The organism is Mycolicibacterium llatzerense, from assembly GCF_000878195.1.
Taxonomy (GTDB): Bacteria; Actinomycetota; Actinomycetes; order Mycobacteriales; family Mycobacteriaceae; genus Mycobacterium; species Mycobacterium llatzerense.
This window is the reverse complement of the sequence record NZ_JXST01000012.1, coordinates 43,145-64,318: the sequence shown is the minus strand read 5'-3', so window position 1 is coordinate 64,318 and position 21,174 is coordinate 43,145. Positions and strand designations below refer to the sequence as shown.

Sequence of the window (21,174 nt, the reverse complement as noted above, 5' to 3'; positions counted from 1 at the left end):
TGCAGATAATCGTGAGGAGCTGACGTGTTCGCCTGGTGGGGTCGAACGGTGTACCGATTCCGATACATAGTGATCGGTGTCATGGTCGCACTGTGCCTGGGTGGCGCCGTATACGGGTCCAGCCTCGGCGAGCATGTCACCCAGAGTGGCTTCTACAACGAAGGCAGCGAGTCCGTCGCCGCATCGGTCCTCGGTGACGAGGTCTACGGCCGCGACCGGACCAGCCTCGTGGTGGCGATCCTGACGCCGCCCGACGACAAGAAGATCACCGACCCGGCGTGGCAGAAGAAGGTCAGCGCTGAGCTGGACACCTTCGTCACCGACCACAAGGACAAGGTCGTGGCCTGGGTCGGGTGGCTGAAGGCGCCCAGCGACGGACTGAAGAAGATGACGACGCAGGACCTGCGGCACACCTTCATCACCGTCCCGATCAAGGGCGACAACGACGACGCGATCCTGAAGAACTACCAGGCCGTCGCGCCTGACCTGTACAAAGTCAACGGCGGCAACATCAAGCTGGCCGGCCTGGAGCCGCTCGCGAGCGAGCTGACCGGCACCATCGGCACCGACCAGAAGCGCGCCGAGCTCGCGATCGTGCCCCTGGTCGCGGTCGTGCTGTTCTTCGTCTTCGGCGGTGCGATCGCCGCCGCGCTGCCCGCGATCATCGGTGGTCTGACCATCGGCGGCGCGCTCGGCATTCTGCGGTTCACCGCCGAGTTCGGGCCGGTGCACTTCTTCGCCCAACCCGTCGTGACGATGATGGGCTTCGGTATCGCCATCGACTACGGCCTGTTCATCGTGAGCCGATTCCGAGAAGAACTGGCCGAGGGATACGACGTTGAAGCGGCGGTCAGACGTTCCGTCATGACATCCGGCCGGACCGTCGCGTTCTCCGCGGTGATCATCGTCGCGTCGTCGCTGCCGCTGCTGCTCATCCCGCTGGGCTTCCTGCGGTCCATCACCTACGCGATCATCGCGTCGGTACTGCTGGCCGCGTTCCTGTCGAACACCGTGCTGCCCGCCGTCCTCGGCATCCTCGGCACCAACGTCGACGCGCTGGGCGTGCGCACCCTGTTGAAGGTGCCGTTCCTGGCGAACTGGCCGTTCTCGCGCAAGATCATCGACTGGTTCGCCGAGAAGACGCAGAAGACCAAGACCCGCGAAGAAGTCGAGAAGGGCTTCTGGGGCAAGTTGGTCAACGTCGTGATGAAACGACCGTTGGCGTTCGCCGTGCCGATCACCATCGGGATGATCCTGCTGGTCATCCCGCTGGGACAGCTGGCCCTCGCCGGTATGAGCGAGAAGTATCTGCCGCCGGACAACTCGGTCCGGACCGCGCAGGAGGAGTTCGACCAGATCTTCCCCGGCTTCCGCACCAACGCCCTGACCCTGGTGATCAAGAGCGACAACGGGCAGCCCGTCACCGACCAGCAGATCGCTCAAGTCCGGGCCAACGCCGGCACCATCAGCGGGTTCGTGACCCCGGACGGCAACGACAAGTCGAAGATGTGGGCCGAGCGGACCTACCAGGACGGCGGCACCAAGGACCCGTCTGTCCGGGTGCTGTCCAACGGCCTCATCAACAGCGGCGACGCCGCCGAGAAGATCCACGAACTGCGCACCCTGCAGGAACCGCACGGCGTGCACGTGATGGTCGGCGGCACGCCCGCGCTGGAGCAGGACAGCATCAGCACGCTGTTCGACAAGCTGCCGTTGATGGTGTTGATCCTGGTGGTCACCACCACCGTGCTGATGTTCCTGGCGTTCGGCTCGCTGGTGCTGCCCATCAAGGCCGCCCTGATGAGCGCCCTGACCCTTGGCTCGACAATGGGCATCCTGACCTGGATGTTCGTCGAGAACGGGCACGGTTCCGGGCTGATGAACTACACCGCACAGCCGCTGATGGCACCGATGATCGGCCTGATCATCGCGGTGATCTGGGGTCTGTCGACCGATTACGAGGTGTTCCTGGTGTCCCGCATGGTGGAGGCCCGCGAACGCGGGATGTCCACCGCCGAGGCCATCCGGATCGGTACCGCGACGACGGGTCGCCTGATCACCGGCGCCGCGCTGGTGCTGGCCGTCGTCGTCGGCGCGTTCGCGTTCTCCGACCTGGTGATGATGAAGTACCTGGCGTTCGGCCTGCTGATGGCGCTGCTGCTCGACGCCACCGTGATCCGGATGTTCCTGGTGCCGGCCGTCATGAAGCTGCTCGGCGACGACTGCTGGTGGGCGCCGCTGTGGATGAAGCGCGTCCAGCAGAAGCTGGGTCTCGGCGAGACCGAGTTGCCCGACGAGCGCAAGCGCCCTGCGGTCCGCGAACCCGAAGACCCGCGTGCCCTGGTCGGTTCCGGAGCCCCGGTCCGCGCGCCGCACGATCCGACGCATCCGGCTGCCGGCCAGCGTGCCGTCCCGACCCGGATCAACCCGGGTCAGCCGCAGCCGCCGAGTCAGGCACCGACCAACCGGATGCCGAGCGCTCCCCCACTGCCACCGGTCCCGCAGGCCCCGCCTGTGCCGCCGTCGGCCCCGCCGGCTGCGTCTGCTCAGTCCGCTGACCCCGCTGAGCCCGCGACCACGCGATTCAGCGCCGCCAAGGGCGCCTTCCGCAACGTGGTGTCGAACGTGACCCGCGCGGTCACCCCGCAGAACGACCCGACGCCGCCGACCTCGGCGATCGGTGACCCGGCGACCACCGCCTTCGGTCAGCCCTCCGATCCCGCCACCACGGCGTTCCGCGCGCCGGGCGGTGTCCGGCCGGCAGAGCCGGGCCAGGGCGCCGGCGGCAACCGGGAGATCGAATCGTGGCTCGGCCAGCTGCGGGGCAACCTCAGCGCCTCCGGGCCGCAGATCCAGACCCCGTCAGACGCACCTGCCGACCAGGGCAACGAGCCGACCACGGCGTTCCGCGCCCAGCCGGCCGATGCCCCGGATTCCACCGAGAAGATCGACACCGGGGAGACCCAGCGTCGCGGTACCGGCGGCGGGGTCAGCGCTGCGGATCTGCTGCGCCGCGAGGGCCGTCTGTAGCAGGCGGCGTCGGCCCCTGCGAGACCGTCGCGGCGGCTACCGCGCCGGCCTCGGCGAGTAGTTCGGCCTCGGTGGCCTCAGGATCGCTGGCGATCAGCACCCGGATGGCGCTGTTGAGGAACGCGACGATGGGCACTGCGATCAGTGCTCCGATGATGCCGGCGGTGACACCGCCGCCGGCGATCGCCAGCACGACGGCGAGCGGGTGGACGGACACCGCGCGGCCCATCACGATGGGCTGCAGCACGTGGGCCTCCAGCTGCTGCACCGCGATGATCAGGCCGAGCGCGATCAACGCGTAGATCCAGCCCTTGGCGATCAGCGCCACCACCACTGCCACGAAACCGGTCAGCACGGCGCCGACCAGCGGGACGAACGCGCCCAAGAACACCAGGGATGCCAGTGGCAGGGCGAGGGGCACCCCCATGATCGCCAACCCGGTGCCGATGCCCACGGCATCGACCAGAGCCACCACGAACGTCGCGCGGACATATCCGATCAGCGAGCCGAATCCGGCCCGGCCGGCATCCCGCACCCGGTCCCGCACCGAGGCCGGGAAGATCCTGGTGACAAAGGCATAGATGTCGCGGCCGCCGTGCAGCAGGAAGATCAGGGTGAACAGGACCAGCAGCATCCCGGTGATGATCTCGGTGAGCGCGCCGGCCGTGGAGAAGACCCCGCTGGTCAGCCTGGCCTGATTGTTCTTCAGGGCGTCGATGGCGGTCTGCCCGACGCTGTTGATCTGATCGCTGCTCAGATGCAGGATCGGGCCTTCGGTCAACCATTTGCGGGCGCCGTCGATGCTCTTGGCCACCTGCTCGACCAGCGCCGGGGCGCCGTCGATGAACTGAAACACGACGAACGTCAGGATGCCGCCCATCACCACGATGGAGCTCAGCAGCATCACCGCGACGGCCGCACCGCGCGGCAGTCCGCGCCGGGTCAGCAGGTCCACAGCCGGCAGCAGGAACGCTGCCGCCAAGGTCGCCAGCAGCACCGGCACCACGATGACCTCGAGCTTGATGACCACCCACAGCACGGCGAGCACCGCGCCGAAGATCGCCAACAGCCGCCATGACCAGGCTGCGGCCTTACGTACCACTGGATCGACCGCTGCGTCGGCTTGTGACATGGGCGCCAGCGTAGCGCCGCGGGATGACACCGAGACGTTGTTGCACAATGCTTACCGCACACGGCGAGCCGCCCGCGACACGCCGGATACGCTGTGTGCGTGTCGCACGAGGCTTCAGGAGGTCCGCTGACGGCTCGCCGTCGCGGCTCCTGGATGGCGTGCCGTCGCGGTGACGCCCGTCCACGGTCGGGTCGGACGCGCGGCAAGTACTGGTGGCTGCGCTGGGTTCTCATCGGCGTCGCCGTCGCCGTGCTGACCATCGAGGTCGTGCTGGTGTGGGAGCAACTGGCCAAGGCGTGGCGCAGCCTGCTGTCGGCGAAGTGGTGGTGGGTCGCCGCGGCGGCCGTCGCGGCCCTGGCCTCCATGCACAGCTTCGCGCAGATTCAGCGCACCCTGCTCCGCTCGGCCGGCGTCGAGGTCAAGCAGTGGCGGTCCGAGGCGGCGTTCTACGCTGGCAACGCGCTGTCCACCACGTTGCCCGGCGGTCCGGTGCTCTCGGCCACCTTCGTGTACCGCCAGCAGCGGCTGTGGGGCGCCTCGCCGCTGGTGGCGTCGTGGCAGCTGGTGATGTCCGGGGCCCTGCAGGTGGTCGGCCTCGCCCTGCTGGGGTTGGGTGGCGCGGTCCTGCTCGGCGCGAGCAAGAACCCCCTGTCGCTGATCTTCACGGTCGGCGGCTTCGTGGCACTACTGCTGCTGGCCCAGACCGTCGCCGCCAACCCGCAGCAGATCGACGGCATCGGGGTGCGGCTGCTGTCGTGGTTCAACTCGCTGCGCGGCAAGCCCGCCGACACCGGCCTGGACGGCTGGCGCCGCACCCTGAACCAGCTGGAGTCGGTGAGCCTGAGCCGCCGGACCTTGACCGTGGCGTTCAGTTGGTCGCTGTTCAACTGGGTCGCCGACGTCGCGTGCCTGGCGTGCGCGGCCTATGCCACCGGCGGGCATCCGTCGCTGGCCGGCCTGACGGTCGCCTACGCCGCGGCCCGCGCAGTGGGGGCGATTCCCCTGATGCCCGGCGGGCTGCTGGTCGTCGAGGCGGTGCTGGTGCCCGGCCTGGTGTCCAGCGGCATGACACTCGCGGCGGCCATCTCGACGATGCTGATCTATCGACTGGTCAGCTGGATCTTCATCTCGGCGATCGGCTGGGTGGTGTTCTTCTTCCTGTTCCGCACCGAGAAGGACTTCGACCCAGATGCTCCCGGCTCCTCTGACACCGCACCACGTCCAGCGCCCGACGCGCCCGAGGCACCGCATGACACCGGGTAGCCGGGCGGCGGCGCTCCTGCTCGTCGCCGCGCTCACCTCCTGCGCACCGGTCCCGAAATCGGTTCAATCATCCACTCCGCCAAGCAGTTCCACCAGTTCCGCCGAACCGATCGTCACGCCGGTGCTGGCCGACGTCGTGGCCGCGCCCGTCCCGGTTCCGGCCACCGACGGCCGCGTGCACCTGGCCTACGAACTGCTACTGACGAACACCTCGCCCGAGCCCGTGACGGTGGACTCCGTCGCGGTCATGGGGCCGGCCGGTCCGCTGCTGCAACTGTCCGGCGCGGGCCTCGGCTACTGGACCCGGACCATGGGCACCCGGGTCAGCACCAACGAGCTGGGCCCCGGCCAGCGGTCGATAGTGTGGTTGGACGTCAGCCTGGCCGCGGGAAGCGCGGTACCCCAACAGCTTTCACACCGCGTGGTGGTCAAGGTGCCCAAGCCGATGCCGCCGCTCGTGCCGCCGGTGGTAACCGAGAACGTCGCGCCCGTGACGGTGTCCGACCACAAACCCGTCGAACTCGAACCGCCGCTGCGCGGCTCCGGCTGGCTCGACGCCAACAGCTGCTGCGACATGACGCCGCACCGGATGGCCCTCAACCCGATCGACGGAAAGCTCTGGGCCGCAGAACGATTCGCCATCGACTATGTGCAGCTGCAGGCCGACGGCCAACTGTTCAGCGGGGACCGCGCGAAGACGGACAGCTACCTCTACTTCGGCTCCGAGGTACACGCGGTGGCAGACGGCCCGGTGGTGGCCGTGCTCGACGGCCTGCCCGAACAGGTGCCCGGCGTGGACCCGACCGGACTCACGCTGGCGCAGTACGGCGGCAACCACGTCGTCCAGGACCTCGGGAATGGGAACTTCGCGTTCTACGCGCACCTGAAGACCGGCAGCATCAAGGTCAAGCCGGGCGATCGGCTGAGCACCGGGCAAGTCCTCGGAAACGTCGGCAATACCGGGAATTCCACTGCGCCGCACCTGCATTTCCACATGATGAGCGCACCCGATCCGTTGCGCGCCGACGGCCAGCCGTTCGTCTTCCGGTCGTTCAAACTCACCGGCCGACTGGCCGACATGGCGGCCGCCGACGCCCTCGAAGTCGGCGGCCCCGCCCGGCTGGGCCCCGGCTTCACCGCCCGCGCCGAAAACAATGTCAGCCCACTGAATCTGGACGTGATGACCTATGACAACTGAGCAGACCACCGGAAACCGCAGCGCCGCACTGGCTTTCCTCGCCGATGTGGTGTGCGTGGTGATCTTCTGCACCATCGGCCGGCGCAGTCACGCCGAGGGCATCACGCTGGGCGGGGTGGCGCAGACGAGTTGGCCGTTCCTGACCGGGACCGTGGCGGGTTGGGCGCTGTCGCGAGGCTGGCGCCGCCCGACGGCGCTGAACCCGACCGGGTTGGCGATCTGGGTCAGCACCGTCGCGATCGGCATGCTGTTGCGCAAGGCCTCAGGTCAGGGCGTCGCGGTCAGTTTCGTGATCGTCGCCTCGACGGTCACGGCCATCCTGCTGCTCGGCTGGCGCGGCGTCGCTCGATTCCGCAAGTGATTTCGGCGTGATTCGTATCGATAGCCGTTACGAATCACGCCGAAATCACTGAAAACTAGCGGGCGGCAGGGCCGGGGAGACCGCAGCGGTCGCGGATGTCCTTGAGCGGCTGCCGGATGCCCTGCAGCTCGGCCTTCGTCTGCGGGTTCGCGGCCAGGTACTGCTTGACCTTGGCGTGCGACTGATCCCTCGACAGGCCCCGCAGGCTGGTGAAGAAGTCGTTCACATCCGGGTGGGTGAACAGGTAGGCGGAGGTCGACGCCTCAACGCCTGACTTGACGCCGGCTATGTCCGCAGAGGTGCAGTTCGGCGGCAGATCGTCGGCGAGGGCCGACGGGGCGGCACCGAACAGCACGCTGCCGGCGATCGCGCCGGCGCCGATGAAGCCGGCAACAGCGCGTCGCTTGGCCAGAGCGGTGAGCATCATGTGGTCAAACCCCTTCGTCGAGAGCTCCGGTAGCGGAACCCGACGGGGCTACCGGCCCCACAAAGATAAGCAGAAGAGCTGGCTGACCGCCTGTTGTGCCTAGCGTGCGGCGGGTTGCGCCGCCGAGACCGCCTGGGCCGGCGGCACCGTCACGCCGGGCAGGGTGGGCGTGAACGGCACGGCGCCGGGCACGCTCGGCATCGCGGGCAGCGTGGCCGGCAGGCCGCTGTTCTGCTGCGCCGACTGCATCAGCCCCATCATCTGCGGCAAGGTCAACGGCAGCTTGCACTGCGAGGACAGCGTCACCAGCGGCGCCTGGAGGTTCTGCAGCGCGGCACCCTCCTGCGGGTTGGCGTCGAAGTAGGTCTTCAGCGCTGCCAACGACTGCGGGCCGGGTTGCTGCTGCGAGATGGTGGTCAAGGTCTGGTTGGCGACCGGGTGTGCGTCCAGGTAGGTGCCGGTCGAGGTGGCCACCATGCCGATGGTCTTGGCGACCTGGCTGGCCGCGCACGGATCCTGGCCCGCACCGGCTGACGGGGCACCGAACGACGTCACCACGACACCGCCGAGCGCAGTTACAGCGAACACCCCGGCAAGCCCACGGCGAACGGTCACACTGGTCGTCTTCATGGCAAATCTCCTCACGGGTTTACCGGCCAACTACGGCCGTGTAAACACTCGGCAAACACTGCTTTCCCGGGGTGGCACCTGAAGACGTGCCGGACCGCATCCGGGATTCGACTCCCGCCATCTTGCCATCGGCGCCGGGTCACTGCCCAATCCACACAGCAAACATCCAGGTCACCGGCCGGTTGGCTGCGGCCCGAGCCACGCCCCAACCGTCACACCCAGGGTTGCTGGCGGGTCCCGAAATTGCCCGGTTGCAGTTGGATCAAGGTTCCCGCCAGGCGCCTCAACGGCGCTCGCGAGCCGGTCACCCTACCCCATACTGGGGTAGGGTCGGCCGCACGCAACGCCGATCAAAAACACTCCGGTGGCAACCGGGACGACCGCAGGAAGAAGGTTCGCCATCCAGCAGTTGATGATGCGGCTGAGCGGTCTGCTTCGGCGTTGGCGCTGGGCGGTTTTCGCCACCTGGCTGCTGCTCATGGTGCCGTCTCTGTATCTCGCGGCGACCCAGTCCAGCAATCTCAGCGGTGGCGGGTTCGAAGTCGCCGGCTCCCAGTCCCTGCACGTCCAGTACGAGCTCGAGGACCACTTCCCCGACGAGGGCGCCTCTCCGTTGGCCTTGGTCGCGGCCCCGAACGCCAACGCGTCGCAAGAGGACATGACCGCCGCCGTCGACGAGCTGAAACGCATCGCCGCGGGCTTCTCCAACGTCAAGGTCGTGCCCGACCCCACACAGGCCGAGCCGCAGGCCGGCAAACCCTATGTCGTGACGTTGCGGCTCGACTTCAACAACAGCGGCGCCGTCGACATCGCCAAGAAGCTGCGTAAGGCCGTCGGCGTCGAGGGCGGCAAGCCCGGTAAGACCGCCGACGGCAAGGTCCGGCTGTACGTCATCGGGCAGGGCGCGCTCGGCGCGGCCGCCAGCGAGACCACCAAGCACGACGTCGCCGAGGCCGAGAAGTGGAACCTGCCGATCGTGCTGATCGTGCTGCTCGCGGTGTTCGGGTCACTCGCCGCCGCGGCTATGCCGATGCTGCTCGGCGCCTGCACGGTGATCGTGACGATGGGCGTGGTCTACCTCCTGTCCATCTGGGTCACCATGAGCGTCTTCGTGACGACGACGCTGTCGATGTTCGGCATCGCGCTGGCCGTCGACTATTCGCTGTTCATCCTCATGCGCTTCCGCGAGGAGCTGCGCGCCGGCCGCGACCCGGAACAGGCCGTCGACGCGTCGATGGCGACGTCCGGGCTGGCGGTACTGCTGTCGGGCCTGACGGTGATCGCCTCGATCACCGGCATCTACCTGATCGGCACGCCGGTGCTGTCGTCGATGGCCACCGGCGCCATCCTGGCCGTCGCCGTCGCGGTGCTGACCTCGACCACCCTGATCCCGGCGGTGCTGGCCACGTTCGGCAAGCGGGTCGCCAAACGCTCGTCGTGGCTGCACGTCACGCGCCGCCCGGACGTCACACAGTCACGGTTCTGGACCCAGTGGACCGAACGCACCATGCGCCGCCCATGGCTGTCGGCGCTGCTGGCCGCCGTCTTCCTGATCGCTCTGGCGGCACCGTCGTTCGGCATGCAGCTGGGCAACAGCATGCTGCGGCAGTTCCAGCCGACCCACGAAATCCGGGGCGGCGTGGCCGCGGCGGCCGAAGCGCTGGGCCCAGGCGCCCTCGGCCCGATCCGGGTCCTGGCGACATTCCCCGACGCGACGGCCTCCGACCCGCAGAACACCGCGACCCTCGACGCGCTGCACCAGACCATGACGCAGGCGCCCGACGTGTCGCAGGTGGCACCGCCGGTGTTCGGCAACGACAACCGCAGCGCCCTGTTCTCGGTCGTGCTCGCGGTCGATCCCGAGGACCTGGTCGCGCGCGAATCGATCACGTGGCTGCGGCAGCATCTGCCGGGCGTCGCGGGCCCGAATGTCGCGATCGCGGTCGGCGGACCGACGGCGCTGATCATGGACTTCGACCACCGCGTCGCGAACACCGAGGTTCTGGTGTTCGTCTTCGTGTCGCTGATCGCGTTCGTGATGCTGCTGATCTCCATCCGCTCGGTCGTGCTGGCGCTCAAGGGCGTCCTGATGACGGTGCTGTCGGTGGCCGCGGCCTACGGCAGCCTGGTGATCGTCTTCGAATGGGGCTGGTTCAGCGCGCTCGGGTTCAAGCCCCTGGAATCGCTGGACACCACCATTCCGCCGCTGGTGCTGGCGATGACCTTCGGTCTGTCCATGGACTACGAGATCTTCCTGCTGACCCGCATCCGGGAACGCTTCCTGCAGACCGGCAACACCCGCGACGCCGTCGCGTACGGCGTCAGCACCAGCGCCCGGACCATCACCAGCGCCGCGCTGATCATGATCGCCGTCTTCATCGGTTTCGCCTTCGCCGGTATGCCGCTGGTGGCGCAGATGGGCGTGGCGTGCGCCGTCGCCATCGCGGTCGACGCGACGGTGGTGCGGCTGGTCCTGGTGCCCGCGCTGATGGCGATGTTCGACCAGTGGAACTGGTGGCTGCCCGCGTGGCTGGACCGGCTGCTGCCGTCGGTGGATTTCGAGAAGCCGCTGCCCACCACGGACACCGGCAGCCTGGTCATCATCCCGGACGACATCTCTGCCCTCGGCCCCTCCGGCTCCGAACTGCGCAGCGTCGTCAAGTCCGCGGCGAAGCTGCAAACCCTTGCCGCACAGACGGTTACGGTCTCCGACCCGCTGGCGTTCAGCGGGTGCAGCGGCGGCGAGCCCGGCGAGCCGCAGTACGTGCCGCGGGCCGTGCCGCGCCGCATCGCGGCGGCACCCGCCCGCAAGGACGGGTCGCGCACCGGGCTGGCGCTGCTGCGACGCCGCTCGCACGGTCAGTCCCGGTCCGCGTCGGACAACCCCGACGTGCACCCGGTCACCATGTGGGGCGGACGGCTGTCGGTCGCGCTCGACGCCCTGTCGCTCAGCGAGAGCGACGGCCCCGCCATCGAGCGCCGCAGCCCGGTGGAGACCACGACGGTGCTGCTGCCCACCGGCGACCGGCTGGAGATCCCGACGGGCGCCGAAACGCTGCGGCTCAAGGGCTACCTGATCATGTCCCGCAACAGCGTCCAGGACTACGCCGACTTCGTCGACCTGGTGTCATGCATGGATATCCGGACTGCGGCCGCGGTTCTCGCCGGAATTGACGGGTATTACTGTGGAGAACGGTCGAAGAACCAGTGGGTGGCCACCCAGTTGGTCCGCAGGTTGGCCGACCCGCACCCGTTCGACGACCAGGAAACGGCAGATTGGCCCGACGTCAAACAGCGTTGTCTGGCGGTGGCAGTGGCCATGTTGGAGGAGGCGAGGTGACGTTGACATCCGAAGTGAGGGACACCCCTTCTGGTGCCGACGATCCCGGTGCCTCGACCGCAGCCGGCACCAACGGGGCACCGACCGTCGCGTTCCCGGCGCAGGCCCCCGGCGAGAAGCCCGTCGAGTTCTGGTCGACGTCGGCCATCCGCGCCGCGTTGGAGAACGACGACCTGGCGGTCTGGCAGCGCATCGTCGTGGCCATCAAGCGTGACCCGTTCGGCCGCACAGCCCGTCAGGTCGAAGAGATCCTGGCGACGACCAACCCCTACGGCATCTCCAAGGCATTGTCCGAGGTGCTGGACCGCACCCGCACCCAGCTCGAGGCCAACGAATGCGCCGAGGTGGCCCGCCAGATCCGGCTGCTGATGGAACGCTCCGGCCTCAGCGAGACCGAGTTCGCGTCCCGCATCGGTGTTGGCGCACAAGAACTTTCGACATACGTGGCCGGTACCACCAGCCCGTCGGCCGCGCTGCTGGTGCGGATGCGCCGACTCTCGGACCGGTTCGCCCGGATGCGTTCCGCCCGCTCCTGAGCGGGCGTCCCACCGCTTACCGTGACGCGATCGGGGTCACGTCCATGACCAGCCAGCGTCCGTCCTGCTTGGTCAGCGTGACCCGCAGGCCCAGAACCGTCGCCTGCGCAGGCTTGTTGGGGCTGTTCTGAGTGGCCCGCATGACCACCGCCACACTCGCGAAATTCGGGCCGATGGTCTCGATACCGGCCGAGATGGTGCTGGCTTGGCCGGCCACCCCGCGACTCGTGAGATCCTTGGCGACCGCATTGAACTCGTTGCGGTAGGCCTCCGCGCGCTGCGGCGCCATCAGCGACGTGGCGCGGTCGATCGAAACGTTCGGTGCGCCGGGGGTAAAGGTCGCCGACGCTTCCGCGACGCTGCTGGCAATACCGACCACTGTGGACATGTCGTTGCTGGTGGCGCGGTCCGGCACCGTCCACTTGGTGTAGCCCACGATGGCGGCGGCGGCCACGGCCACCGCCGTCAGCCCGACGGCCGCGAGCCGCAACTTGGGCGCGTCGTCATCGGTGCCCATCGTCACGCCGTCCCGGCGGAACAGCACGAAGTTGACCACCGACGCCTGCAGCACCAGCAGCCCGACGATCGTGCCCACCACGACCCACCACAGCGGCCGCTCCAGGGCCAGCCCGATGTAGACGAGGCTCGCCAGCACCGCGAGCGGCGCCAGGATGTCAAAGACCAGTACCCGCCACGCGTTCCTCATCGCAGCGACTCCAATCGCGAGATCAGCATCTTGCCGCCGACGTCGGACACCCCGAGCCGCAGCCGCCAGCGCACCGTCTGCGGCTTGGCACCGGCGTTCTGGCTCACGGACGTCGCGATCACCATCACCGTCGTGGTGTCCGACGAGATGGCCGCCAGCTCCGGCTGGACCGGCGGTTTGCCCTGCTCGCCCTGCGGCACGTGATGCAGCGTCTCCAGCGCGACGGACTCGATCTGTCCGGCGGTCTGGCTCTGCAGCTTCTGCACCAGCTGGGTGAACGGCGCGACCGTCGCGTCGAAGTCGGCGTTGAGCTGGCCGACGGTGCCCTCGTGCAGCTTCGGCACGTTGACGGCGACGTTGTCCTTGGTCATGTTGATCAGCAGGCTGGCCCACTCGGCGGCGGTCTTCATCGCCTGCGCCTCGTGCGCGCGCTCCGCGTCGTCGGCGCGGTGGCCCAGGTAGACCCAGGTCGCGACGGCTACCGCCACCACCGCGATGACGCCCAGGACCGCCGAGGCGATGCCGTAGGGGCTGAAGATTCGATCAGCCTGATCGCTCGACGGCGTGGCCTTGGCGGCGGGCTTGGCATCCGTGGCCGCGCGGGCGGGACCGGCGTCTTCCGCGGTGTCTGTTTCGGCGGAGTCTTCGCTGCGCTCGTCGGGCATGCGCGTGAGGCTACCCGCAGCGCCCGCCGGCACTGCAGCGGCGATGGCAGGATGGCGAGGTGACTCTCGAAGCTACCTCTCCCCGATCCGGTATCGACCTGAGCTACCTCGACGCCGGGGCCCGTCCGCAGGACGACCTGTTCGGTCACGTCAACGGCCGGTGGCTCACCGACTACGACATCCCGGCCGACCGGGCCACCGACGGCGCCTTCCGGCTGCTGGCCGACCGCGCCGAGGAACAGGTGCGCGATCTCATCACGACGGCCTCGGGCCCGGTTGGCTCCGATGCCCAGCGCATCGGTGACCTGTACGCGAGCTTCATGGACACCGCGCGGGTCGACGCCGTCGGCCTGGCGCCGCTGCTGGCTGAGTTGGCTCTGGTCTCGGACGCCGCAGACGCTGCCGCTTTGGCCGCTGTGCTGGGCGGGCTGCAGCGCACCGGCGTCGGTGGTGGCGCCGGCGCGTACGTCGACACCGACTCCAAGGACTCGACCCGGTACCTGCTGCACTTCACGCAGTCCGGCCTCGGCCTGCCCGACGAGTCCTACTACCGCGAGCCCGCGCACGCCGCGGTGCTGGCCGCCTACCCGGAGCACATCGCGCGCATGCTGAGCTTGGTGTTCGGCGGCGACCAGGCCGAGACGGCCGCCCGGATCGTGGCGCTGGAGACCAAACTCGCTGCGGCGCACTGGGATGTGGTGAAGCGCCGCGACGCGGACCTGAGCTACAACCTGCGCCGGTTCGCCGATCTGGCCGACGAGGCACCCGGCTTCGACTGGGCCGGTTGGCTGTCGGCGGTGGGTACGTCGACCGACGTGGTCGCGGAAGTCGTTGTGCGGCAACCGGACTTCCTGGTGGCGTTCGCGGCGCTGTGGGCCGCCGAGCCGCTCGAGGACTGGAAAGCCTGGCTGAGCTGGCGCCTGATCAGCGGCCGAGCCCCGATTCTGACCGACGACCTGATCGCCGAGAACTTCGCGTTCTACGGCCGCCTCCTGTCCGGCACCGAGGAGATCCGGGACCGCTGGAAGCGCGGCGTCGGCCTGGTCGAGGGCCTGATGGGCGATGCCGTCGGAAAGCTTTACGTGGACCGGCATTTCCCGCCCGCGCACAAGGCCCGCATGGACGAACTGGTGGCCAACCTGCGCGAGGCTTACCAGGTCAGCATCACCAACCTCGAGTGGATGACCCCGGAAACCCGGCAGCGGGCGCTGGCCAAGCTGGACAAGTTCACCCCGAAGATCGGCTACCCCGCGCGCTGGCGCGACTACTCGGCGCTGGTGATCGACGCCGGCGACCTGTACGGCAATTACCTGCGCGGGCAGGCCGTCGAGCACGACCGGGAGCTGGCCAAGCTGGGCAGCGAGGTGGACCGGGACGAGTGGTTCATGACGCCGCAGACGGTGAACGCCTACTACAACCCGGGCATGAACGAGATCGTCTTCCCCGCAGCCATTCTGCAGCCGCCGTTCTTCGACGCCGACGCCGACGACGCCGCCAACTACGGTGGCATCGGCGCGGTGATCGGGCATGAGATCGGGCACGGGTTCGACGACCAGGGCGCCAAGTACGACGGCGACGGCAACCTCGTCGACTGGTGGACCGACGCCGACCGGGCCGAATTCGGTTTGCGCACAAAGGCGTTGATCGAGCAGTACGAGGCGTTCTCGCCGCGCGCACTGGAAGCCTCTCATCACGTCAACGGCGCGTTCACCGTCGGCGAGAACATCGGCGACCTGGGCGGGCTGTCCATCGCGCTGCTGGCCTATGAGCTGTCATTGGGCGGCGCGGAAGCCCCGGTGATCGACGGGCTGACCGGTGTCCAGCGCGTCTACTTCGGCTGGGCGCAGGTGTGGCGCACCAAATCCCGTGACGCCGAAGCCATTCGGCGCTTGGCCGTCGACCCGCACTCGCCGCCGGAGTTCCGGTGCAACGGCGTCATCCGGAACATCGACTCGTTCTACGAGGCGTTCGATGTCAGCACCTCCGACGAGCTCTACCTGGAGCCCACCGAGCGCGTGCGGATCTGGAACTAGCTACAAACCGCGAAAACCCCCTATTTCCTTGGAAATAGGGGGTTTTCGCGGTTGTTGGCGGGTCAGCGCGTGCCGGAGCCCGAACCCGAGCCGGCGCCCGTGGACGGAGCCGCGGGAGTCTGCATGCCCCACTGCCAGTCGCCCGCGCCGTCCGAGTAGTTGTACAAGCCAACCGAGTTCTTCACGACGATCGGGTCGCCGCTGCCGAACTGGTCGTAGAACCACTTGGCGTTGTCGGGCGCCAGGTTGATACAGCCGTGGCTGACGTTGCGCTTGCCCTGGTCGGCCACCGACCACGGGGCGCTGTGCACGAACGCACCGCTGTTGTCGATGCGGACCGCCCACTGCACCTTCAGCTTGTAGCCCTGCGGCGAGTCGACGGGGACGCCGTAGGTCGACGAGTCCATCACCACGTCCGCGAACTTTTCCAGCACGTAGTAGGTGCCGTTCTTGGTCTCGTCGCCGGCCTTGCCCATGGACATCGGGAAGGTCTTCTCGACCACGCCGTTGCGGCTGATGGTCATCTGGTGCGTGGCGTTGTCCGCCGTCGCCACCAGCGAGTCACCGGTGCGGAAGCTGGACTTGGTACCCGCGGCATCGATGTTGACGACGGTGTTCGCCGGCCAGAAGGCGATGGGCCGCCAGCGCAGCTGCGTGTCGGTCACCCAATAGAACATGCCCGGCACCGGCGGGTTCGACGAGATGTGCACGGCGTCCTGCGCCATCTGCTTGTTGGCGATGGGCCGCGCGAAGTTGATGTAGATCGGCTTGGCCACGCCCACCATGGACCCGTTGACCGGGTTGAAGGTCGGCGGGTTGAACGGCGGCTGGCCGACGAACGGCGTCGGGTTCTGGCCGGCCGGGGTGCCTGCCGGGATCGGCTGCGGGTCGCCGGGCACCGGGGCGCCAGGGATCGGGGCCGGCGGCGGCGCGGGAGCGAACGGGTCACCGATCGGCGGGATCGGCGGCGGCAAGGGCGCCTCAGTGGGCAGACCCGGGTCGAACGGCGCGGCTGCCACGCCTGGGTCCGGCGCGTCCGGGTCGGCCAGCGCCGACGGGGTTACGACGGTCATCCCGGCGACCAGTCCGGCCGCCACGACCGCGGTCAGGAGCTTGTTCTTCCACTGCGGCATCCGCCACCTCCAGTTCACAACTTTCCCCAGTGTCGCACAGCAATCTGGCCGGCTACTGGGACTGACCTGCGGCGCAGCCGCAGCACATCAGGCGGGAATGCCCCCTGACCTGGGTTGTTCATCGGCCGCGCGGCGTCATCTGTTACCTACGCCGCAAAGGCCCGCGACCCGCTAGGACCGCACCAACCGGGCGATCTCCGAGCGATCCGCGCACAATCGACCATGTGATTGTTGCATTCAGCGTCAGCCCGATGGGTGGCGACGAAGCCGGGGGTGTCGGCGCAGCCGTCGCAGCGGCCGTGCGAGTGGTGCGAGAGTCGGGCCTGCCCAACGAGACCAACGCGATGTTCACGAACATCGAGGGCGAATGGGACGAGGTGATGGCCGTGGTCAAACGGGCCGTAGAAGCGGTAGCTGCGGTGTCGCCCCGCGTCAGCCTGGTCCTCAAAGCCGACATCCGCCCGGGCTACACCGGCCAGCTCACCGCGAAGGTCCAGCGCATCGAGAGTGAACTCGGCAGGTAGTCAGGACCGGACCAGCCGGGCGATCGCCGCGGAGGCCTCGGCCAGCTTCTGCTCGGCCTCGTCGCCGCCGACCGCCACCGCGTGGCTCACACAGTGCCCCAGGTGCTCGTCGAGCAGCGCCAGCGCGACCGACTGCAGCGCGCTGTTCACTGCGCTGATCTGCGTCAACACGTCGATGCAGTACTTGTCCTCATCGATCATCTTGGCGATCCCGCGGACCTGACCCTCGACCCGCCGTAGCCTCTTGGCGTAGTTGTCCTTGTTCGGCGAATAGCCATGTTGGGCCTCCTGCGGCGCATCGCCGTGAGAAGTCTCGGAGTGGCCTCCTGCGGCCCCCGACTCGTCTGCCGTCATAAGCCCAGCGTACCGCATACCCCTTAGGGGTATCCAATGGAATTTCGCTTGGCGGCGGCGGGCATAATTACCTGCATGTCTGCAGATCAGCCCGATATCAAGCCCCGCAGCCGCGACGTCACCGACGGCCTCGAGAAAACCGCAGCCCGAGGCATGCTGCGCGCGGTAGGTATGGGCGACGACGACTGGGTCAAGCCGCAGATCGGCGTCGGGTCGTCGTGGAACGAGATCACCCCCTGCAACATGTCGCTGCAGCGGCTGGCGCAGTCCGTCAAGGCGGGCGTGCATGCCGCCGGTGGTTACCCGCTGGAGTTCGGCACCATCTCCGTCTCCGACGGCATCTCGATGGGCCACGAGGGCATGCACTTCTCGCTGGTGTCCCGCGAGGTCATCGCCGACAGCGTCGAGACCGTGATGCAGGCCGAGCGCCTGGACGGCTCCGTGCTGCTCGCCGGCTGCGACAAGTCCATCCCCGGCATGCTGATGGCAGCCGCCCGGCTGGACCTGGCCAGCGTCTTCTTCTACAACGGCTCGATCATGCCGGGCGTCGCGAAGCTGACCGACGGCACCGAGAAGGAAGTCACCATCATCGACGCCTTCGAGGCCGTCGGTGCGTGCGCCCGTGGGCTGATGTCCCGTGAGGACGTCGACATCATCGAGCGCGCCATCTGTCCGGGCGAGGGCGCCTGTGGCGGCATGTATACCGCCAACACCATGGCGTCGGCGGCCGAGGCACTCGGTATGTCGTTGCCGGGCAGCGCATCTCCCGTCGCGATCGACAAGCGCCGCGACGAATACGCCCGCAAGTCCGGTGAGGCTGTCGTCGAGATGCTGCGCCGCGGCATCACTGCGCGCGACATCCTGACCAAGGAAGCGTTCGAGAACGCCATCGCCGTGGTCATGGCGTTCGGTGGGTCCACCAACGCAGTGCTGCACCTGCTGGCCATTGCCCGCGAGGCCGAGGTCGAGCTGACCCTCGCCGACTTCACCCGCGTCGGCAACAAGGTGCCTCACCTCGCCGACGTGAAGCCCTTCGGCCGCCACGTGATGAAGGACGTCGACGAGATCGGCGGCGTGCCCGTGGTCATGCGCGCGCTGCTGGATGCCGGTCTGCTGCACGGTGATTGCCTCACCGTCACCGGCAAGACCATGGCCGAGAACCTCGCCCACATCGCCCCGCCCGACCCGGACGGCAAGGTGCTGCGCGCGATGAACAATCCGATCCACCCGACCGGTGGCATCACCATCCTGCACGGCTCGCTGGCACCCGAGGGCGCCGTCGTGAAGTCGGCCGGCTTCGACTCCGACGTGTTCGAGGGTACCGCAAGGGTTTTCGAGCGCGAGCGCGCTGCCCTCGACGCACTGGAGGACGGCACCATCACGCACGGCGACGTCGTCGTCATCCGCTACGAGGGCCCCAAGGGCGGCCCGGGCATGCGCGAGATGCTGGCCATCACCGGCGCCATCAAGGGCGCCGGCCTGGGCAAGGACGTGCTGCTGATGACCGACGGCCGCTTCTCGGGCGGGACGACGGGCCTGTGCGTCGGGCACATCGCGCCGGAGGCCGTCGACGGTGGACCCATCGCGTTCGTGCGCGACGGTGACCGCATCCGGCTCGATGTCGCGAACGGCACGCTCGACCTCCTGGTCGACGAGGCCGAATTGGCTTCGCGCCGTGAAGGATTCGAGCCGCTGCCGCCGCGCTACAAGACCGGCGTGCTGGCCAAGTACACCAAGCTGGTCCAGTCGGCCGCCGTCGGCGCGGTCTGCAACTAAGGAGTCCCCTTCCCGCGAGCGTGCGTGTCTGTACATGGACACGCCGCCAACGGCGTGCATTTCGCGCACGCTCGCGGGCCGGTACAGTGACGATCGGGCGCGCAGGACCGCCCGACGTCCGCTCGAAGGGGCTCAGCCTCCCTGCTTGTTGAGTTTTTGTGACCGACCTCTTCTCGGCCCGATTCGCGGACGCGGGCGCATGAGAGGAGGCCGTCATGGCCAGCACACTGCCCACCAATCCGTCCCTGGACAAGCTGCGCGTCGAAGCACGCACGCTGCAACAGGCGAACGGCATTGCCCTGCACGCCGCCCAGTTCGCCGTCGCCCGCAACTATGGCTTCACCGGGTGGCCCGCCCTGGTGCACTACCTTCGACTGGCCGCTGATCTGAGCGTCGACCCGGGCGCCGTCGACGAGGACGCCCTCTCCCCTGCCGACCGGTTCTGCTCCTGGGCGACGTTGCGCTACAACGAATCCGACGCCCCACCCCGTTGGCAGTCCGCCGCCGATCTGCTCGCGGCCGATCCCGGGCTGGTCTCCCGCAGCGTCTGGGCCGCGGCCTGCGCTTCGGACCCGGTCGCGCTCGCCGACCATCTCGCCGGGCGACCAGCGCTCGCCAACACCGGCGGCGGGCCGTTCGGTTGGGTACCCCTGACGTATCTGTGCTACTCACGTATCCCCTTGGGCCGCAACGTAAACGACGTACTGGCGGCAGCCACGGTGCTACTCGACGCGGGGGCAGACCCGAACGCCGGCTATCTGTGGTGCGGCATGTCGACGCCGTTCACGCTGTTGACCGGGGTGTTCGGCGAAGGCGAACAGGGACCGCGCCGTCAGCCCCGGCATCCCCATGCAGCCGAACTCGCGACGCTGCTGCTGCGCCGTGGCGCCCATCCGGTCGATCAGCAGACGCTCTACAACCGGATGTTCCGCCCTGACGATTCACACCTGGAGCTGCTGTTCGCCCACGGGTTGGCCGACGCCGGGCCAAGTCCGTGGGAGCGCCGACTCGGTGAGGCAATGGAAACCCGGGAACAACTGTGGCAGCGGCAGATTCACTGGGCAGCCGAGTACGGATTCGGCGATCGCCTCGACCTGCTCGCCCGGCACGGCATCGACGTATCCGGTGTCGATGTTGTCGTTCCGGCCTTTCCCGATGATCCGAACGCCCGCGATGACGAGGGCGCGACGCCGCTGCACCAGGCCGCATGGGAAGGCGATCTGGAGCTGATCCGGCGGCTGCTGGAGGCGGGCGCCGACCCGTCCATCACCGATACGCGGTTCGGTTCCACTCCGTTGGAGTGGGCCGAGTATGCCTATCAGACCGAGGCTGCGGACCTACTCCGGCAGGGCGAGCCAAAGACGTTCTGACAGAAGTTGATCCACGAGACGGCGCGACGACCCCGTCGTCAGTAGACGAGATCTGCCAGGTGGCGCTTGGCGAAATCGCGCATCGCCGACTCATCATCAACCGCAACGAGTTTCGACGGAATCTCCACATACGACCGCGCGATCCGGACCAGAAGCTCCGAAACCACCAGCAACTCATCGTCAGGCATCTGGGCACCGCTGCGCCGCAACGAATCACGAACCCGCCCGGCGACCTCACCCACCGTCCACTCCCGAACCGAGGTGACCAAACCGCGCACCAGGGCCTGTTCCTCGAAGAACACCCGCCGGTACAGCCTGGAGGAATTGAGCGACCTGACCGCCCCGGCGAATGCCTCGACGACCGCCTCCTGCGGGCTGTGATTGCGAGTCGCCCGGTCCAGGTCATGCATTGTCGTGGTGAGCATCCGTTGCAGCACCGCGAGAATCAGCGCTTCTTTGTTGACAAACCGGCGATACAGGGTGCTGCGACTGACACCCGCGGCCCTGGCTATGACATCAAGACTGGCCCGGCTCAGCCCGACGGCTTCGAACTCGGACGCCGCGGCGGCGAGCAGCGCATCCACCTCGTCCGCGGGACCCGATTGCCCCGCAGATCCGCCGTCCGCCGTCATATTCAGACGCACCCACGCTGCATCGGCCAACACTAGCACTCTGACACGCTGACACAGGTATTGA

General features: G+C 68.2%; 18 protein-coding genes. 10 read left to right on the top strand and 8 right to left on the bottom strand.

Annotation, left to right across the window (positions count from 1 at the left end):
• The first annotated feature begins 24 nt into the window (after window positions 1-24).
• Window positions 25-3,030, top strand: coding sequence for a trehalose monomycolate exporter MmpL3 (gene mmpL3 / locus TL10_RS10540; protein ID WP_043985615.1), 3,006 nt, complete (start codon window positions 25-27; stop codon window positions 3,028-3,030).
• On the opposite strand, the gene TL10_RS10535 is transcribed toward mmpL3, so the two are convergent.
• On the bottom strand, window positions 2,990-4,162 hold the full coding sequence (locus tag TL10_RS10535; protein WP_043985614.1) for an AI-2E family transporter: 1,173 nt from the start codon (window positions 4,160-4,162) through the stop codon (window positions 2,990-2,992). The two genes, mmpL3 and TL10_RS10535, sit on opposite strands and share 41 nt — an antisense overlap.
• 153 nt (window positions 4,163-4,315) lie before the next feature.
• On the opposite strand from TL10_RS10535, the gene TL10_RS10530 reads away from it, so the two are divergent.
• The 3 genes from TL10_RS10530 to TL10_RS10520 are packed head-to-tail and all read left to right on the top strand — an operon-like array spanning window position 4,316 to window position 6,984.
• A complete protein-coding gene (locus tag TL10_RS10530; protein ID WP_043391165.1) occupies window positions 4,316-5,425 on the top strand; it encodes a lysylphosphatidylglycerol synthase transmembrane domain-containing protein in 1,110 nt (369 codons plus the stop codon).
• Complete coding sequence (locus tag TL10_RS10525; protein ID WP_043985613.1) at window positions 5,412-6,623, top strand: M23 family metallopeptidase; 1,212 nt, start codon at window positions 5,412-5,414, stop codon at window positions 6,621-6,623. The genes TL10_RS10530 and TL10_RS10525 overlap by 14 nt, the downstream gene beginning before the upstream one ends.
• Window positions 6,613-6,984 carry a DUF3054 domain-containing protein gene (locus tag TL10_RS10520; protein ID WP_043985612.1) on the top strand — a complete coding sequence of 124 codons (372 nt, stop codon included), beginning with the start codon at window positions 6,613-6,615 and terminating at the stop codon, window positions 6,982-6,984. Before TL10_RS10525 ends, TL10_RS10520 begins: the two co-directional genes overlap by 11 nt.
• Window positions 6,985-7,039: 55 nt before the next feature.
• Here the strand turns inward: TL10_RS10520 and TL10_RS10515 are convergent, their stop codons facing one another.
• Window positions 7,040-7,411: a heme-binding protein gene (locus TL10_RS10515; RefSeq protein WP_043391171.1), complete on the bottom strand. Its 372-nt coding sequence runs from the start codon at window positions 7,409-7,411 to the stop codon at window positions 7,040-7,042.
• Between the two features lie 99 nt (window positions 7,412-7,510).
• Entirely contained in the window at window positions 7,511-8,041 is a 531-nt protein-coding gene (locus TL10_RS10510) for a hemophore (protein WP_043391174.1), read from the bottom strand.
• A 412-nt stretch (window positions 8,042-8,453) separates the two neighbouring features.
• Here TL10_RS10510 and TL10_RS10505 point away from each other — a divergent pair, with 412 nt between their 5' ends.
• Together TL10_RS10505 and TL10_RS10500 are read left to right on the top strand one after the other, a co-directional pair.
• Window positions 8,454-11,381 (top strand): MMPL family transporter, encoded by a 2,928-nt coding sequence (locus tag TL10_RS10505; RefSeq protein WP_043391176.1) that lies wholly within the window; start codon window positions 8,454-8,456, stop codon window positions 11,379-11,381.
• Window positions 11,378-11,917, top strand: coding sequence for a helix-turn-helix domain-containing protein (locus TL10_RS10500; protein ID WP_043391179.1), 540 nt, complete (start codon window positions 11,378-11,380; stop codon window positions 11,915-11,917). Before TL10_RS10505 ends, TL10_RS10500 begins: the two co-directional genes overlap by 4 nt.
• Before the next feature lie 16 nt (window positions 11,918-11,933).
• Here TL10_RS10500 and TL10_RS10495 read toward each other — a convergent pair whose 3' ends face one another.
• On the bottom strand, window positions 11,934-12,623 hold the full coding sequence (locus TL10_RS10495; protein ID WP_043391182.1) for a hypothetical protein: 690 nt from the start codon (window positions 12,621-12,623) through the stop codon (window positions 11,934-11,936).
• Complete coding sequence (locus TL10_RS10490) at window positions 12,620-13,288, bottom strand: hypothetical protein (RefSeq protein ID WP_043391184.1); 669 nt, start codon at window positions 13,286-13,288, stop codon at window positions 12,620-12,622. Before TL10_RS10490 ends, TL10_RS10495 begins: the two co-directional genes overlap by 4 nt.
• A gap of 59 nt (window positions 13,289-13,347) precedes the next feature.
• Here TL10_RS10490 and TL10_RS10485 point away from each other — a divergent pair, with 59 nt between their 5' ends.
• Window positions 13,348-15,321: a M13 family metallopeptidase gene (locus TL10_RS10485; RefSeq protein WP_043985611.1), complete on the top strand. Its 1,974-nt coding sequence runs from the start codon at window positions 13,348-13,350 to the stop codon at window positions 15,319-15,321.
• A gap of 62 nt (window positions 15,322-15,383) precedes the next feature.
• Here the strand turns inward: TL10_RS10485 and TL10_RS10480 are convergent, their stop codons facing one another.
• Entirely contained in the window at window positions 15,384-16,454 is a 1,071-nt protein-coding gene (locus tag TL10_RS10480; protein WP_043985610.1) for a L,D-transpeptidase, read from the bottom strand.
• Between the two features lie 224 nt (window positions 16,455-16,678).
• Here TL10_RS10480 and TL10_RS10475 point away from each other — a divergent pair, with 224 nt between their 5' ends.
• Window positions 16,679-16,978: an MTH1187 family thiamine-binding protein gene (locus TL10_RS10475; protein WP_043985609.1), complete on the top strand. Its 300-nt coding sequence runs from the start codon at window positions 16,679-16,681 to the stop codon at window positions 16,976-16,978.
• Here the strand turns inward: TL10_RS10475 and ricR are convergent, their stop codons facing one another.
• A complete protein-coding gene (gene ricR / locus TL10_RS10470; protein ID WP_043391193.1) occupies window positions 16,979-17,332 on the bottom strand; it encodes a copper-sensing transcriptional repressor RicR in 354 nt (117 codons plus the stop codon).
• A 75-nt stretch (window positions 17,333-17,407) separates the two neighbouring features.
• Here ricR and ilvD point away from each other — a divergent pair, with 75 nt between their 5' ends.
• Window positions 17,408-19,108: a dihydroxy-acid dehydratase gene (gene ilvD / locus TL10_RS10465; protein ID WP_043391197.1), complete on the top strand. Its 1,701-nt coding sequence runs from the start codon at window positions 17,408-17,410 to the stop codon at window positions 19,106-19,108.
• A gap of 215 nt (window positions 19,109-19,323) precedes the next feature.
• On the top strand, window positions 19,324-20,478 hold the full coding sequence (locus TL10_RS10460) for an ankyrin repeat domain-containing protein (protein ID WP_043985608.1): 1,155 nt from the start codon (window positions 19,324-19,326) through the stop codon (window positions 20,476-20,478).
• Window positions 20,479-20,516: 38 nt separating this feature from the next.
• Here TL10_RS10460 and TL10_RS10455 read toward each other — a convergent pair whose 3' ends face one another.
• A complete protein-coding gene (locus TL10_RS10455; protein ID WP_131630718.1) occupies window positions 20,517-21,140 on the bottom strand; it encodes a TetR/AcrR family transcriptional regulator in 624 nt (207 codons plus the stop codon).
• Between the last annotated feature and the right edge of the window lie 34 nt (window positions 21,141-21,174).